11 protein-coding genes, 2 tRNA genes and 2 rRNA genes are annotated in these 16,351 nt (G+C 41.9%); 7 read left to right on the forward strand and 8 right to left on the reverse strand.

Going from position 1 to position 16,351, the window contains the following annotated elements; translation table 11 throughout:
- The 8 genes from IEV36_RS17710 to IEV36_RS17745 all read right to left on the reverse strand — a co-directional run.
- Window positions 1-2,149: ribosomal RNA gene (locus tag IEV36_RS17710) — 23S ribosomal RNA — on the reverse strand; the annotation flags it as partial.
- 370 nt (window positions 2,150-2,519) lie between these two features.
- Window positions 2,520-2,595: transfer RNA gene (locus IEV36_RS17715), tRNA-Ala, on the reverse strand.
- A gap of 71 nt (window positions 2,596-2,666) precedes the next feature.
- A tRNA-Ile gene (locus IEV36_RS17720) sits at window positions 2,667-2,743 on the reverse strand.
- Window positions 2,744-2,802: 59 nt separating this feature from the next.
- A 16S ribosomal RNA gene (locus IEV36_RS17725) occupies window positions 2,803-4,339 on the reverse strand.
- A gap of 423 nt (window positions 4,340-4,762) precedes the next feature.
- Entirely contained in the window at window positions 4,763-5,320 is a 558-nt protein-coding gene (locus tag IEV36_RS17730) for a peptidylprolyl isomerase (protein ID WP_004776438.1), read from the reverse strand.
- Between the two features lie 130 nt (window positions 5,321-5,450).
- Entirely contained in the window at window positions 5,451-6,521 is a 1,071-nt protein-coding gene (locus IEV36_RS17735; RefSeq protein ID WP_005260389.1) for an alpha/beta hydrolase, read from the reverse strand.
- Window positions 6,522-6,880: 359 nt separating this feature from the next.
- Entirely contained in the window at window positions 6,881-7,117 is a 237-nt protein-coding gene (locus IEV36_RS17740) for a hypothetical protein (protein WP_005260387.1), read from the reverse strand.
- 387 nt (window positions 7,118-7,504) lie between these two features.
- The gene (locus IEV36_RS17745) at window positions 7,505-8,359 is read right to left on the reverse strand and encodes an MBL fold metallo-hydrolase (protein ID WP_005260385.1); all 855 of its coding nucleotides are present in this window, start codon (window positions 8,357-8,359) and stop codon (window positions 7,505-7,507) included.
- 107 nt (window positions 8,360-8,466) lie between these two features.
- Here IEV36_RS17745 and IEV36_RS17750 point away from each other — a divergent pair, with 107 nt between their 5' ends.
- The 7 genes from IEV36_RS17750 to IEV36_RS17780 all read left to right on the forward strand — a co-directional run bounded on the left by IEV36_RS17750 (window position 8,467) and on the right by IEV36_RS17780 (window position 16,300).
- Window positions 8,467-9,360 carry a LysR family transcriptional regulator gene (locus IEV36_RS17750; protein ID WP_005260383.1) on the forward strand — a complete coding sequence of 298 codons (894 nt, stop codon included), beginning with the start codon at window positions 8,467-8,469 and terminating at the stop codon, window positions 9,358-9,360.
- A gap of 159 nt (window positions 9,361-9,519) precedes the next feature.
- Window positions 9,520-10,065, forward strand: a complete 546-nt coding sequence (gene grpE, locus IEV36_RS17755; protein WP_005228204.1) for a nucleotide exchange factor GrpE — start codon at window positions 9,520-9,522, stop codon at window positions 10,063-10,065.
- A gap of 152 nt (window positions 10,066-10,217) precedes the next feature.
- Window positions 10,218-12,164 carry a molecular chaperone DnaK gene (dnaK, locus tag IEV36_RS17760; protein WP_004656796.1) on the forward strand — a complete coding sequence of 649 codons (1,947 nt, stop codon included), beginning with the start codon at window positions 10,218-10,220 and terminating at the stop codon, window positions 12,162-12,164.
- 214 nt (window positions 12,165-12,378) lie between these two features.
- Window positions 12,379-12,795 (forward strand): hypothetical protein, encoded by a 417-nt coding sequence (locus IEV36_RS17765; RefSeq protein WP_005260381.1) that lies wholly within the window; start codon window positions 12,379-12,381, stop codon window positions 12,793-12,795.
- Entirely contained in the window at window positions 12,792-13,700 is a 909-nt protein-coding gene (locus IEV36_RS17770) for a matrixin family metalloprotease (RefSeq protein ID WP_005260379.1), read from the forward strand. The genes IEV36_RS17765 and IEV36_RS17770 overlap by 4 nt, the downstream gene beginning before the upstream one ends.
- A gap of 395 nt (window positions 13,701-14,095) precedes the next feature.
- Window positions 14,096-15,007 (forward strand): matrixin family metalloprotease, encoded by a 912-nt coding sequence (locus tag IEV36_RS17775; protein ID WP_005260377.1) that lies wholly within the window; start codon window positions 14,096-14,098, stop codon window positions 15,005-15,007.
- A gap of 381 nt (window positions 15,008-15,388) precedes the next feature.
- Window positions 15,389-16,300 carry a matrixin family metalloprotease gene (locus IEV36_RS17780; RefSeq protein WP_005260375.1) on the forward strand — a complete coding sequence of 304 codons (912 nt, stop codon included), beginning with the start codon at window positions 15,389-15,391 and terminating at the stop codon, window positions 16,298-16,300.
- Window positions 16,301-16,351: the final 51 nt, after the last annotated feature.

Consider the following 16,351-nt stretch of genomic DNA (forward strand, 5'->3'; position numbering starts at 1 on the left):
CTCCATACAAACTAGCGTTCGTACTTCAAAGCCTCCCACCTATCCTACACAAGTAAGGTCAAAGTTCAATGTCAAGCTGCAGTAAAGGTTCACGGGGTCTTTCCGTCTAGCCGCGGGTACACTGCATCTTCACAGCGATTTCGATTTCACTGAGCCTCTGCTGGAGACAGCGCCGCCATCATTATGCCATTCGTGCAGGTCGGAACTTACCCGACAAGGAATTTCGCTACCTTAGGACCGTTATAGTTACGGCCGCCGTTTACTGGGGCTTCGATCAAGAGCTTCGCTTACGCTAACCCCATCAATTAACCTTCCAGCACCGGGCAGGCATCACACCCTATACGTCCACTTTCGTGTTTGCAGAGTGCTATGTTTTTAATAAACAGTTGCAGCGGCCTGGTTTCTGTGGCTGCCAATAGCTCAGGGAGCAAGTCCCATCACCGTCAGCAGCGTACCTTCTCCCGAAGTTACGGTACCATTTTGCCTAGTTCCTTCAGCAGAGTTCTCTCAAGCGCTTTGGTCTACTCGACCTGACCACCTGTGTCGGTTTCGGGTACGATTCCTGTGTAACTGAAGCTTAGAGACTTTTCCTGGAAGCATGGTATCAGCCACTTCACTGTACAAGTACAGCTTGCTATCAACTCTCAGCATAGAGCACCCCGGATTTGCCTAAGATGCATGCCTACTGTCTTCCACCTGGACAACCAACGCCAGGCTGACTTAACCTTCTCCGTCCTCTCATCGCATTACACAGAAGTATTGGAATATTAACCAATTTCCCATCGACTACGCCTCTCGGCCTCGCCTTAGGGGTCGACTCACCCAGCCCCGATTAACGTTGGACTGGAACCCTTGGTCTTTCAGCGAACGGGTTTTTCACCCGTTTTGTCGTTACTCACGTCAGCATTCGCACTTCTGATACCTCCAGCATACTTCTCAATACACCTTCATCGGCTTACAGAACGCTCCCCTACCACGTATACATAAGTATACATCCGCAGCTTCGGCACATAGTTTTAGCCCCGTTACATCTTCCGCGCAGGCCGACTCGACTAGTGAGCTATTACGCTTTCTTTAAAGGGTGGCTGCTTCTAAGCCAACCTCCTAGCTGTCTATGCCTTCCCACATCGTTTCCCACTTAACTATGATTTTGGGGCCTTAGCTGGCGGTCTGGATTGTTTTCCTCTTGACTACGGACGTTAGCACCCGCAGTCTGTCTCCCGGATAGTACTCATTGGTATTCGGAGTTTGCATCGGTTTGGTAAGTCGGGATGACCCCCTAGCCGAAACAGTGCTCTACCCCCAATGGTATTCGTCCGAGGCGCTACCTAAATAGCTTTCGGGGAGAACCAGCTATCACCAGGCTTGATTAGCCTTTCACCCCTATCCACAAGTCATCCCCTGGCTTTTCAACGACAGTGGGTTCGGTCCTCCAGTTAGTGTTACCCAACCTTCAACCTGCTCATGGATAGATCGCCTGGTTTCGGGTCTATACCCAGCAACTAAACGCCCTATTAAGACTCGATTTCTCTACGGCTCCCCTATTCGGTTAACCTTGCTACTGAATATAAGTCGCTGACCCATTATACAAAAGGTACGCAGTCACACCACGAAGGTGCTCCCACTGCTTGTATGCATGCGGTTTCAGGATCTATTTCACTCCCCTCACAGGGGTTCTTTTCGCCTTTCCCTCACGGTACTGGTTCACTATCGGTCAGTCAGGAGTATTTAGCCTTGGAGGATGGTCCCCCCATATTCAGACAAGGTTTCACGTGCCTCGCCCTACTCGTCATCATTATGTGTGCCCTTTCGTGTACGGGAATATCACCCTCTACGTTCGCACTTCCCAGAGCGTTCCACTAGAACACACATAACTTAATGGGCTGATCCCCGTTCGCTCGCCGCTACTAAGGGAATCTCAATTGATTTCTTTTCCTAAGGGTACTGAGATGTTTCACTTCCCCTCGTTCGCTTCATAAGCCTATGTATTCAGCTTATGATACCCGCCTTATAGCGGGTGGGTTCCCCCATTCAGAAATCTCCGGATCAAAGGATATTTGCCGCCTCCCCGGAGCTTTTCGCAGGCTATCACGTCTTTCATCGCCTCTGACTGCCAAGGCATCCACCACATGCACTTAATTACTTGACTATACAACCCCAAACAGTCGTTAACACATACAAGTGAGTGTTAGCGTTGCAAACTTAATTGCTACTATTCGTTGTCTGTGAACTTAATCACCATACAGCTTCAATCTAAATTCATATACCAAAACGCTTGATTCAGTGTTTTTGCTAGTTCTCATTTCATTCAACTTAAACATTAAAATGTTTAAATCAAAGAATGAGTGAACAATTTATTTCAGACTCAATTCTACTAATCTGTTAATGATTAACTACCACCTCGTCGGTGCGTAGTAAACTGTGATAAATCACAGAGATTAATAAACCAGTCAATTTAGACCGTATTCACTAAACTCTATAATCTATTTAGCTCAGAATTAAATGTTTCATTTAATTCATGGTGGAGACTAGGAGAGTCGAACTCCTGACCTCCTGCGTGCAAAGCAGGCGCTCTACCAACTAAGCTAAGTCCCCAGCTTACAATCATAATGAACGATATATCTTCTCATCTAGCAGCTTGTGATTATTCATCACTTCGTCAGTAGTGGTGGGTCTGACAAGACTTGAACTTGTGACCCCACGCTTATCAAGCGTGTGCTCTAACCAACTGAGCTACAGACCCTCAGATACATCTTCGAAGAACAACTTGTTGTGGATTCTTACCGGTCACCAATCTTTCGTTAAGGAGGTGATCCAGCCGCAGGTTCCCCTACGGCTACCTTGTTACGACTTCACCCCAGTCATCGGCCACACCGTGGTAACCGCCCTCTTTGCAGTTAGGCTAGCTACTTCTGGTGCAACAAACTCCCATGGTGTGACGGGCGGTGTGTACAAGGCCCGGGAACGTATTCACCGCGGCATTCTGATCCGCGATTACTAGCGATTCCGACTTCATGGAGTCGAGTTGCAGACTCCAATCCGGACTACGATCGGCTTTTTGAGATTAGCATCCTATCGCTAGGTAGCAACCCTTTGTACCGACCATTGTAGCACGTGTGTAGCCCTGGCCGTAAGGGCCATGATGACTTGACGTCGTCCCCGCCTTCCTCCAGTTTGTCACTGGCAGTATCCTTAAAGTTCCCATCCGAAATGCTGGCAAGTAAGGAAAAGGGTTGCGCTCGTTGCGGGACTTAACCCAACATCTCACGACACGAGCTGACGACAGCCATGCAGCACCTGTATCTAGATTCCCGAAGGCACCAATCCATCTCTGGAAAGTTTCTAGTATGTCAAGGCCAGGTAAGGTTCTTCGCGTTGCATCGAATTAAACCACATGCTCCACCGCTTGTGCGGGCCCCCGTCAATTCATTTGAGTTTTAGTCTTGCGACCGTACTCCCCAGGCGGTCTACTTATCGCGTTAGCTGCGCCACTAAAGCCTCAAAGGCCCCAACGGCTAGTAGACATCGTTTACGGCATGGACTACCAGGGTATCTAATCCTGTTTGCTCCCCATGCTTTCGTACCTCAGCGTCAGTATTAGGCCAGATGGCTGCCTTCGCCATCGGTATTCCTCCAGATCTCTACGCATTTCACCGCTACACCTGGAATTCTACCATCCTCTCCCATACTCTAGCTTCCCAGTATCGAATGCAATTCCCAAGTTAAGCTCGGGGATTTCACATCCGACTTAAAAAGCCGCCTACGCACGCTTTACGCCCAGTAAATCCGATTAACGCTCGCACCCTCTGTATTACCGCGGCTGCTGGCACAGAGTTAGCCGGTGCTTATTCTGCGAGTAACGTCCACTATCCTAGAGTATTAATCTAAGTAGCCTCCTCCTCGCTTAAAGTGCTTTACAACCATAAGGCCTTCTTCACACACGCGGCATGGCTGGATCAGGCTTCCGCCCATTGTCCAATATTCCCCACTGCTGCCTCCCGTAGGAGTCTGGGCCGTGTCTCAGTCCCAGTGTGGCGGATCATCCTCTCAGACCCGCTACAGATCGTCGCCTTGGTAGGCCTTTACCCCACCAACTAGCTAATCCGACTTAGGCTCATCATTTAGCGCAAGGTCCGAAGATCCCCTGCTTTCTCCCGTAGGACGTATGCGGTATTAGCATTCCTTTCGGAATGTTGTCCCCCACTAAATGGCAGATTCCTAAGCATTACTCACCCGTCCGCCGCTAGGTCAGTTACCGAAGCAACCTCCCCCGCTCGACTTGCATGTGTTAAGCCTGCCGCCAGCGTTCAATCTGAGCCATGATCAAACTCTTCAGTTTAAAATCATTAGTAGCTTATGGCTACAAATCTTGGCTCATCAATTTTCTGACTAAAAATTCGCTCAAATAAACTTCGAGAAATTTTTACCATTCAATCAATGAAATATTTTCGATTGATCAACCAGTAAAAATCCACACAAGTTGTTCTTCTATTCTCTTAATGATCTCTTTATCGCCTCGTCAGCGATAAATAAAACGCAATAAATATTTAACAACTTAACCGTTAAAGCTAAGTTATTTTTGCTTCATTGCGTCGGGATGTGTGCATTATAGGAGATTTTTTTTAGTGTGCAAGCTTTTTTAAGCCCTTGTTTTATTGAGTGTTCTTTTTTTACACACAAATATGTGCACTATTCAAACAAATTCGTTGTAACCATATAAATTTAAAGCAGAAATATTTTATTCATATTTCTGCTTTGCTTTTTACTTCTTGTTCTTTATCTGAACACTAAGTATTTTAACTGGCTGTTTAGGGACATTTTGATGCATTCCATAGTTACCTGTAGGAACACTCACAATCTTGTCAACGATATCCATGCCCTTTGTGACCTTACCAAAAACGGCGTAGCCCGCATCCATCGGTGATTTGTTTAAAAAGTTATTATCCGCCACATTAATAAAGAATTGACTGCTTGCCGAGTTTGGATCACTGGTACGTGCCATTGCCAAAGTACCACGGGTATTCTTTAAACCATTACTTGCTTCATTCACAATCGGCGCTTTCGTGCTTTTCTCAATCATGTTTGCTTCTAGGCCGCCACCTTGCACCATGAAACCAGGTATCACGCGATGAAAAATCGTACCTGTATAGAAGTTACTTTTTACGTAGCTTTCAAAGTTCTTTGCTGAAACTGGTGCTTTATCATCAAACAGCTCGATTTCAATATTCCCCATACTGGTTTTCATATCAACCATCGTATTTGCAAATAAATGACCGCTTGCCAAAATTAAACTTGTTGTAATGAACAACTTTTTCATCATTGCTTTTCTCAGCTTGGAAATAGACGTGTTGTGGATCTTCATCTTAATTTTGCAAATCTGTTTTTGCTATTTCTATTTGTTACCTAAAACAAAGAACCGATGTTTCACGTGAAACATCGGTTCTTTGTCATTAACTATGTTTATCCCAGAACTTTCTGAAGTTCTTCGCCACTTCAATGGTATTGCGTTTTGCTTTGCTTGAGACGGGCGTTATATTGATAAAACCATGCGTTTGGTCTGGATAATCGACGTATTGCACTTTGACGCCATTTTGTCTGAGTTTATGACTATAGATTGCACCTTCATCATGAAGTAGATCATGACCAGCCGTAATCACATATGCAGGTGCCAACTTTTTAAGGCTGCCATAGGTCGGTGAAATTAATGGATCGTCTAAAGCCACATTTTGCTGGGTCGCATAATAATCTGTCACATAGTCCACATCTTTACTGGTTAACACCAGTCCCTCGCCATAGGCATAGAATGATGGATGTCTGCTTTTAAAGTCGACCACAGGATAAATCAGTAACTGTGCTTGTGGTGCATAAGATTTCCCAACAGCATGTTGCGCGACTACCGTACTGATATTTCCACCCGCACTGTCTCCACCAACCGCAATACGGTTTTTATAGATTTTCAATTGACGGCGGTTTTGATAAACCCATGCCAATGCATCTTCACACGATTTAATCAGCAACTGAGGTGATGCTTCAGGTGCCAGTGGATAGTCAATACTTAAAACCTGAACTTTGGCATGCTTGGCAATCAGTCGACAGGCTTCATCATGCGTATCTAAACCACCCACTACAAAACCACCACCGTGGTAAAACACCAGCATAGGCAATTTTTTATTTAGCGCTGGATGATAATGTCTTGCGAACACTGTTCCACTTTGTAGCGGTAAACGGATATCTTCAACGGATTCAATCGAAGTCGGTTTATTCAGAATCGCCAACATTTGCGCATCAAACTGACGACGGGAATCAATGGGATCATCACCGATAAAACCAATGCGACCTTGCTTGATCTGAACAGCCATCAAACATTTAGTAAATGCATCCAGATCCGGATATTGATGAGGGTAGCCTAAAAGCTTGGCCAGAGATTCTTGTACAATTTTGGGCAGCTTATCGAGCGCTCGTGCAGCAGGACCTTGTCCTTTGTCTAAAAGTGTTTGTATTTTTGGAGGTAATGCTGTCACTTTTGTCCCCTTCTCTCGCTCTGTCCATAATTCTTGTTGTCTTCGACTATATGCTTTTATAAAGTCTTAGATCAAGTTCAAGATTTGAAATAAGTCGTACGCTAAAGGGCTATTGCTAAAAAGTCATTAACCATAGTGCTTATTCACAGCTACTTTTTATGTCAATTAAACGCTGTTTTAACTGTTTATTTTCAAAACTATAAAACTAGAACTAACCGGTTAGTTCTAGTTTTATATCACTTTAAAAGTGTCATTTTCATGAATAAGTCAACTTCGCGTTATGTATAGCAGTACATAGATAAGATTAAATGCGGCATCTGTTGATCAATCTTATGCGAAGCCAACTTAACAATAAAAAATTATTGAGCGCCAGCGCCTGCTGAACCTGATACAGAACCTGAAACGTCAGCTGAAGCACCACCTGGTTGAACATCAACTGATGAACCTGCGTCTACACCAACGCCACCTTGTACACCAGCTGGGCTTGCGCTTGTTTGAGCCGAACCAGAAGCTTCTAAACCACCTTGAGACGAGCAACCTACTGCCGTTAATGCAACACCAGCTACAACTGCAGAAATCAATGCTAACTTTTTCATTTGGTATTTCCTTTCATTATGACGAAAAGCAAAGTTGTCTTTGCGATGCCTATAATTCACAATTTTTTCCACGGACGTGATGAGGATTAGTTGCAGTTTGTTATGGAAGCCGCATTGTTTTGCAATTTTTCTTAAATCATCTATTTGCTTAATTCACATATTCCCCAATCCCGAATAAAACGCTAAGCATTTATCAACACAGCATTTTCATCGCGTTTTATCGACTTAGAAAATTAAAAAAGCAATTATCTTATTTTTTTATAATTCATAGAAACACAGCACAACCGTCCTAAAAGATTACAATTAAGTATTTTTGATTAAAAATAAATGTAGCAGACATAAAAAAACCGTGCATTTTCATCACGGTTTTGATTGCTTAGCCCATAATTAAGGCCATTTCATCTCGCCTTTTACAACTTTGGCACCAAGTTCAAGACTACTCGACTCACCCAATGCTGGATATTGCTTTTGCATCATTTTCACCAGTTCAGCTGAATTCTTTGTGCTTTTCACCGCTTTCTCATATTGCTTTAAATAGTCAATCGAGAAATTCACCGCATCCAGACCTTCAGCCGCCCCTACTTTCATATGTGCAGGTACAACCACTTTAGGATTAAGTGCTTTAATACTTTCTAAGGTTTGTACCACTTCAGCACGATCTTTGACTGTTGGGGTATCTGCTGTCCACAAATGAATACCCGAAGATACAGGAATACCGCCGACAACTGCTTTAGCACTTGGAATCCATAAATAAGTCAGTTCTTTTTTACCTTTAATTTCGATATTTTCATTTTCGAGTTTTAAAGTTTTTGAGGTATAGGCTTGTGGCACAATAATTTTACTTGGTGCATTGGCGCCCATTTTGGGTCCCCAATATGCAACTTTCAAGGCTTGTGTATCCTGAATATGTTTCACCGTTTCTGGCGTCGCAATGATCTGAACATTCGGGAAGTACTGTTTAAATACATCTAAACCAAAATAGAAATCTGGATCGCCATAGCTGACAAAAATAGTTTTTAAGGTCTTACCGCTATCCAAGATGTCGGCAGCAATACGTAATGCTTCTGATTTAGAAAATTGTGCATTGACCAGTAAGACTTCTTTATCCCCTTCAATTAAAGTTGAAGTCACGCCAAAATGGTCAGGCTGAGCCAAAAAATTCTGGATTTTTAAGTCTTGTGCAAATGCAGCAGAACTTGCTGCGAAGGCAGATAAAGCAAGGACATAAGCTTTGGTATTCATGTTATCGTCTCCAATTTGATAACAACTACTTTAAATTGCAATTCTTGCTGAAGAAACACACTAAACTAAGATAAAATGTTGCATATCTTGCAACAATGATAATAAACATGGATACCTTAAAAGCCATTCAAGTCTTTGTTTGTATTGCTCACCAAGGCAATCTGAGCAAAGCCGCAGAACATCTGGATTATTCCAAAGCAATGGTGTCTCGCTATTTAGACCACCTCGAGCAAACCTTTTCGACCCGATTATTTCAACGCAATACCCGTAAAGTATCGCTCACCCCAGCAGGTGAGAAAGCGCTGGTCTATTGTGAAAATATTTTACAGCAGCAACAGCTGTTAGAAGGTTTGGCCGCACCCGAACAACATAACGGGACGATTCGTTTTACTTGTGGTCTGTTTTTATTCCAGCTAGGCGTGAATGAATGTATTAAGCAATTTAAAAAGCGCTATCCACAGATTCATTTTGATGTGTATTTAACTGAAAATACCGTAGATCTGATCGATGCTCAGGTTGACCTTGCATTACGCATTACCCAGAAAGTTGCGGATGGATTGATTGCACGGCCTGTCTGCCAAATTGAATCGACCTTTTGCGCGCATCCCCATTATTTACAGGATCACACTCCCCTGTCGCATCCCAGTCAACTGATTCAACATGAATGTATTGCACACCACACCCACAACCAGTACTGGACCTTGTTTGATACAGATCAGCAACCTCAGAACTATCCATTAAATGTTACGTTTAAAAGCAATGATGTGATTGCGCTTTATCAGATGTGTCTAAAAGCTGAAGGCATTGCGATGCTACCCACTTTACTGGTGCGCAAAGACATCGCTGAGCAGCGTTTGCAACAGGTATTTACAGATTTTTCTGCACCTGATCTGACCTTGTCGTTAGTCTATGCTTCAAGGCAACATTTACCGAAAATTACCCAAGAATTTATTGCTTTTGTGATTGAAAACCTAAATTTTTACTTAAATCAGCAAAATTAAAAGATTTAAATTGACCTGAACGCTTGAATTTTGTCGGCTAGCCCATACTTCATCCCTATCAATGAATGACCAAGATGTGGCAGTTCGGGTTTAACCCTAAGAGCATTCACGCCAAAAGGACTGTACATGTTTAAGAACTTTTTTCAACGGAGATCATCAATGGCTAATGAGCACAATGAGCAAGCTCAAGACATTCAAAATGAGCAACAGACTGAACAAACTCAAGCTGAAGGTGTAGAGCAAGCAAACGAGCTTAGCGTTGAAGATTTACAAGCGCAAATCACCAAGCTTGAAGAAAGCCTGAAATTAGAAAAAGCACGTACTGCCAATGCGGTTTATGAAGCGCAGAAAAGTGTAGAACGTATCCAACGCGAATCTGAAAAGCACAAAGATACGGTGCTTGAAAAGTTTGCCAAAGAATTACTCGATTCTGTCGATAATCTCGAACGTGCGATTCAGGCTGCTGGCGAAGAAGAAACGCCAGTACTTGAAGGCGTTAAGCTGACTTTGAAATCGCTACTCACCACGCTTGAGAAGTTTGGTGTAGTCGAAGCAGATACTCAAAATGGTTTCAATGCAGATTTACACCAAGCTGTAGGTATTGATCCAAATGCGCAAGCGAATCAAATCGGTACGGTTTTACAGAAAGGCTATACCTTAAATGGTCGCCTACTCCGCCCAGCAATGGTGATGGTGGGTCAATAACCCCGACCAGCAGAGCATTTATTTGCTCAAAAATGTAGAAATTTGAGAGTTTTTTGATTTTTTTTCATAAAAATGCTTGAAAAAAACCGATTGACTCTCATATCGAATAACAAGCAAAAACATTGCAACAAAATTTTAGAGGAACACAATCAATGGCAAAAATTATTGGTATTGACTTAGGTACTACCAACTCATGTGTTGCTGTACTTGAAGGCGATAAAGTAAAAGTAATCGAAAACGCTGAAGGCGCACGTACAACTCCATCTATCATTGCATATAAAGATGGCGAGATCCTTGTTGGTCAAAGCGCAAAACGTCAAGCGGTAACCAACCCGAAAAATACATTATTCGCAATCAAGCGTTTGATTGGTCGTCGTTATGAAGATCAAGCAGTACAGAAAGACATCGGTCTTGTACCTTACAAAATCATCAAAGCAGACAATGGCGATGCTTGGGTTGAAGTAAACGATAAAAAATTAGCACCTCAACAGATCTCTGCTGAAATCTTGAAAAAGATGAAGAAAACTGCAGAAGACTATTTAGGTGAAACAGTTACTGAAGCAGTGATTACTGTTCCTGCTTACTTTAACGATGCGCAACGTCAAGCAACTAAAGATGCGGGTAAAATCGCTGGTTTAGACGTTAAACGTATCATTAACGAACCAACTGCTGCGGCACTTGCGTTCGGTATGGACAAAAAAGAAGGCGACCGTAAAGTTGCAGTTTACGACTTAGGTGGTGGTACTTTTGACGTATCAATCATTGAAATCGCAGACCTTGATGGCGACCAGCAAATCGAAGTGTTATCAACAAATGGTGATACTTTCCTTGGTGGTGAAGACTTTGATAACGCGTTAATTGAATTCCTTGTTGAAGAATTCAAGAAAGAACAAAGTGTGAACCTGAAAAATGATCCACTTGCGTTACAACGTTTGAAAGAAGCTGCTGAAAAAGCAAAAATCGAGCTTTCTTCATCGAATGCAACTGAAATCAACCTTCCGTATATCACTGCCGATGCAACTGGTCCTAAACACTTAGTGATCAATGTAACGCGTGCAAAACTTGAAGGTTTGGTTGCTGATTTAGTTGCTCGTACAATTGAGCCTTGCCGTATCGCGCTTAAAGATGCTGGTCTTTCGACTTCTGACATCTCTGACGTAATCTTGGTGGGTGGTCAGTCTCGTATGCCACTTGTACAACAAAAAGTACAAGAATTCTTCGGTAAAGAGCCACGTAAAGACGTGAACCCTGACGAAGCGGTTGCGATTGGTGCTGCGATTCAAGGTGCAGTATTGTCTGGTGACAAAACTGACGTACTTTTATTAGACGTAACACCATTAACTTTAGGTATCGAAACAATGGGCGGCGTATTAACTCCGATCATTGAGAAAAACACCACGATTCCTGCGAAGAAATCACAAGTGTTCTCTACAGCTGCTGACAACCAGCCTGCAGTAGACATTTCGGTTTACCAAGGTGAACGTAAAATGGCTCAACAAAACAAATTGTTGGGTAACTTCCAGTTAGGCGATATCCCACCTGCTCCACGTGGCGTACCGCAAATTGAAGTATCGTTCGACATCAACGCTGACGGTATCTTGAAAGTATCGGCTAAAGATAAGAGCACTGGTAAAGAGCAATCTATCCAGATTAAAGCAAACTCAGGTTTGTCTGATGCTGAAATCGAAGCAATGATCAAAGATGCTGAAGCGAATGCTGAAGAAGACCGTAAGTTTGAAGAGTTAGCGAAAGCGCGTAACGAAGCAGATGCGCTTGTTTCTAGCTCAACTAAAGCAGTAAAAGATCTTGGTGACAAAGTGACTGAAGATGAAAAAACTGCGATCACGACTGCGGTTTCTGAGCTTGAAGCAGCAACTAAAGAAAATGATGTTGAAGACATCAAAGCGAAGACTGAAGCTTTACAAAACATCTTGATGCCAATTACACAACGTGCTTATGAACAAGCACAAGGTGCAGCTGGCGGCGCAGAAGGTTTTGATCCAAATGCATTCCAAGGTGGCGATGCGGGTCAACAACAAAAAGCGGACGATGGCGTTGTAGATGCTGAGTTCACAGAAGTAAAAGATGACAAAAAATAATTTGTCTCTTTAAAAAAAGACCGCGCGTAAGCGCGGTTTTTTTATACTCTAAATGCTGTGAGATGCTCAAAATAACCTGTGCCTAATTCAGTGTATTCTATTATTTACTGAATCGTAGATGCTTGGGACTTTCTTAAACGGATAGAACCATTTAAGAAACTGAATCCTTTTTATGTATAATTCAAACAATTAGAAAATCCATTATTGTTAAAAAATGAAAAAAGATCCCGTCCTGACCAAATCCAAATTTAGACTGTTATTAATTGCTTCACTGCTTTGTATTTTTATCAGTGCAATTTTGGATGTCTATAATGAACGATCTATAGCTGTCAGCGAATTACTGGCAACCGAACCACAAAACTGGGAAATCCTTCTGACAGGACTGGCATCAATCATTGCTGTGATCATGTTAGCTGGTTTATTTTTCTTTAAAGCTTGGGCAAGAACGTTATATCTCTATAGCTATTTCCCGCTTTTACTGCTTTATCTATTACCCAGTTTTTCCTGGACATTCATATCTGGTCTAGGCGCTATTTTTTATGAAATGGGAAATATTTTCGCGACACTAATCTGGGGGATATTACTACTCCCTAGCCTATATCAACCTTTATTCTCAACGAATAGCGAATGAAGAATCTCCTTCTTCTGGCATTGGTAATGTTTCTGTTCTGGTCAGGTTATCAGACCTATCAACACCCACAACTTAAATTTAACTCACTGACCGATCGAATCAGCAAGCCCTTTGATACACGGCTTCGCTACCGCATTGCAGAGGTTGATCCACGTTTTAAGCTCAGCCTAGAGCAAGTGAAAGCGATTAGTGAGCAAGCTGTGCAAATCTGGAAAGATGGCACAGGACAGGATTACTTTGTTTATGATCCAAACGCCCAACTGGCGATTCATCTTATCTATGATGAGCGTCAAATCGAAAGTGAACAACGTCGGGAACATTTGAGCCAACTTGAATCAAACCAGCAACGCTGGCAAGAGAAAAAGAAATCCTTAGATCAGATTGAACAGGAGATTCTTCAGAACCGGCAATTTCTAGGTTTAAAACAGCAACAATTGAATCAGCAAATCCAAGCTTACAACCAAGAACAGCAACGGGCGCGACAAAACCCAGCGGCATTCGCCAATCCTGATTATTTTCAGCGGCGACAACAAGCTTTGCAGCAAAATGCACAGTCTCTTAAGCAGGAAATTAACCAGTACAACCAAAAGATTCAGCAGCTGAATCAACAAGTGGATGAGCTTAATTCACTAGACCAGCAACTTAATGCTTCTGTCGACCAATATAAGCAACGGTTTAAGCCACATTTATTTCATAAAGGTCTATTTAATGGCAAACAGATTCTAATCTATGAATTTGAATCCGAAGATGATCTGCGTTTAACACTGGCGCATGAATTCGGTCACGCCTTAGGATTACAACATGCCGATGATCCACAGGCGCTTATGCATCCCATTATGAAAGATCAAGATAGAGCGCATTTCCGTTTAACCGAGGCAGATCGAAATCTGTTAAACACCCGATAAACAGAGAAAAAATAATATGCATATAGAATGAGTAACAATTCACATTTTGCTCAAAAATCCCCCAGACATTAAGTGTCACAAAGCAGCAATTTTTTATAAAAAATTCAAAAAAATTACCACTTTATCGATATTTTACAAAAGTTAACAATAGGGACTTTTATTGCTGCTTAATGAGAAGTTTTTTAGCTCAATAAATTTAATCGCTTGATTCACTTATTATTATGAATAAAAAAACACGCAAAAGACTACATTTATGATTCTGCAAATTATTCGATTCATTTTTTTATTTATTAGAAAAAAATCACAGTTTTTAGTTTTATTTATTAAATAGATAGCGTTTTGACCTGAATCAAATACTGCTCAAAAATAAGCCTTATTTAGGGGGAGTTTGGCTGATGCATTATCTTGGTTTTGCAATGATTGCTGCATGCTTATGTATGGCATCCCCTCACCTCACCCATGCCCAGAACAATATCAATCTGATTGATCCGCATCAGCATCAAACATTCAAAAAAACGCTGCATTATCGTATTGCCGATATCGATCCGCGCTTTCATTTAAGTCAGCAACAAGTGCTCGAACTGACCCAGCAAGCAGCCAAAATCTGGGAACATGAAACGGGCCAGCAAAATTTTATTTACGATCCAGAGGCCGAATTTAGTATCAATCTGGTTTTTGATGAACGCCAACAACGAAGCACAGACCGTGTGCAAAGCCTGCAACAACTGCAACAAGACCAGCAACAATGGAAAGATCAGAATCAACAATTACAGCACATGAAGGCCGAAATCCAGCAAACCTCGGCTCTGATTGCCCATAAACAAGCCCAACTCAATTCGCAATTTCAGCAATATAATCAGGATGTGCAGCGTTTTAATCAGCAACGTTCTTCTTCAAAAGCTTTAGCTGATCAATTCACACAACGACAAGCCGCCTTACAGCAACAATCTTTAGCTCTGCAACAGGAGATTCAACAGCATAATCAACGGACTCGACAGCTCAATCAGGATATCCAGTCACTTAATCAGAACAATCAACAACTGGTTGCATCGGCGAATCAGTTTAATCAGATCTTCCAGCCACGCCTATTCCACAAAGGGCATTTTAATGGCAAGCACATCATGATTTATGAGTTTTCCTCTACCAATGACCTGCGCTTAACACTGGCGCATGAGTTTGGACATGCTTTAGGCTTAGCGCATACCGATGATCCAAGCTCTTTGATGTACCCGATTATTCAACAACAGAACCTGCAAAAGTTTGCATTAACCGATTCAGACAAGGATCTAGTTAAAGCGATGTATTAAGTTTGAACCCGATATGATTGATCCTTCAGATCGAGTAGAATTAAAGTCTATTTTTCAAACAGTTAAATTCTGATTTTTATGTGAATAATATAATAATTTTTGGTGCATTATTTTATGTTCAGATGCTTTTGGATACGTAGCTGAATTTAAATAAACGAGATAAGAATAAAAAATAAGCAGTTGTTCTGATTTTATTTTTAATTGTTTTTAGCTGCAAACTCACTATATTTACCCCCATTTTTCTTGCTTTTTTCTACATTTGTATTTTTATTCATTTTCTAGAAATATTTCTTTAAACCATCAAACATCACTCAGCTCATCAATTTGACTACATGTTTAAATTGATTAAAATGCGACCTTTTTCAAGCTTTATCTCCCTTTATGCGTTCGTTTTCTCTCCTGTTGGCTGCATGCTTTTTCATGCTGGCCCCAGCGTCAGCTTTTGCTCAAATTTCCTCAAATGCTTCCCAGACACAAATCCGCTATAGCACCGAACACCCTTTGCGTTACCGAATTGCCGATCTTGATCCACGTCTCAATATCACACAACAGCAAATGATTGAGTTAAGTCAACAAGCTGCTGCAATCTGGGCAAAAGATACGGGACAAAATTATTTTGTCTATGATCCTGAAGCAAGCTTTGTCATTCATTTGGTTTTTGATCAACGCCAAGTGCGCAGCATGAAGCGCTCAGAAAATCTGAACCAGCTCGAGCAGGAACAACAGCATTGGTTAGACCAAAATCAGCAATTACAGCATTTAAAACAAAGCGTTGCCCGCTCAGAGACTCAACTTGAATTACAAAAGATTGATTACCAAAATAATCAGCAAAAATATCAGCAGGCCGTGCAAAATCTAAAAGTCTCAACCAAAAATCAAAAGCAAATCGCACGACTCGAGCAGCAACAACACACACTGCAACAGCAATCTGTAGATTTAGAGGCAAAAATTGCTGAACACAATCAACTGGTTCAACAATTCAACCGACAAACAGAGCAGTCTAAACAGTTGCATCAACAATTGACTGAATCTGTAGCTGCATTTAACCAGACCTTTAAGCCTCAAATCCTTCATAAAGGTCAATTTCACGGCCAACAGATTTTTATTTATGAATTTTCATCAATGGATGATTTACGTTTAACGCTGGCGCATGAATTTGGACATGCCTTAGGCCTAAAGCATACTCAAGATCCAAAATCCTTGATGTATCCGCGCATCAAAGAGCAGAATGCAAAAGATTTTCAGCTGACGGATACAGATCTGGAATTATTAGGTTTTTCTCGGGAGCTTTAATCCTTATAAAATATAGGTGTTTTATCGATTATCACTTTCTTAGTAACAAGA

The organism is Acinetobacter vivianii, from assembly GCF_014635885.1.
Lineage (GTDB): Bacteria > Pseudomonadota > Gammaproteobacteria > Pseudomonadales > Moraxellaceae > Acinetobacter > Acinetobacter vivianii.

What these genes read in the sequence shown, in the direction of transcription:
- IEV36_RS17730 (WP_004776438.1), bottom strand. Translation starts at nt 5,320, where the DNA reads ATGATGAAAAAGTTGTTCATTACAACAAGTTTAATTTTGGCAAGCGGT.
- IEV36_RS17740 (WP_005260387.1), bottom strand. Translation starts at nt 7,117, where the DNA reads ATGAAAAAGTTAGCATTGATTTCTGCAGTTGTAGCTGGTGTTGCATTA.
- IEV36_RS17745 (WP_005260385.1), bottom strand. Translation starts at nt 8,359, where the DNA reads ATGAATACCAAAGCTTATGTCCTTGCTTTATCTGCCTTCGCAGCAAGT.
- IEV36_RS17750 (WP_005260383.1), top strand. Translation starts at nt 8,467, where the DNA reads ATGGATACCTTAAAAGCCATTCAAGTCTTTGTTTGTATTGCTCACCAA.
- grpE (WP_005228204.1), top strand. Translation starts at nt 9,520, where the DNA reads ATGGCTAATGAGCACAATGAGCAAGCTCAAGACATTCAAAATGAGCAA.
- dnaK (WP_004656796.1), top strand. Translation starts at nt 10,218, where the DNA reads ATGGCAAAAATTATTGGTATTGACTTAGGTACTACCAACTCATGTGTT.
- IEV36_RS17765 (WP_005260381.1), top strand. Translation starts at nt 12,379, where the DNA reads ATGAAAAAAGATCCCGTCCTGACCAAATCCAAATTTAGACTGTTATTA.
- IEV36_RS17770 (WP_005260379.1), top strand. Translation starts at nt 12,792, where the DNA reads ATGAAGAATCTCCTTCTTCTGGCATTGGTAATGTTTCTGTTCTGGTCA.
- IEV36_RS17775 (WP_005260377.1), top strand. Translation starts at nt 14,096, where the DNA reads ATGCATTATCTTGGTTTTGCAATGATTGCTGCATGCTTATGTATGGCA.
- IEV36_RS17780 (WP_005260375.1), top strand. Translation starts at nt 15,389, where the DNA reads ATGCGTTCGTTTTCTCTCCTGTTGGCTGCATGCTTTTTCATGCTGGCC.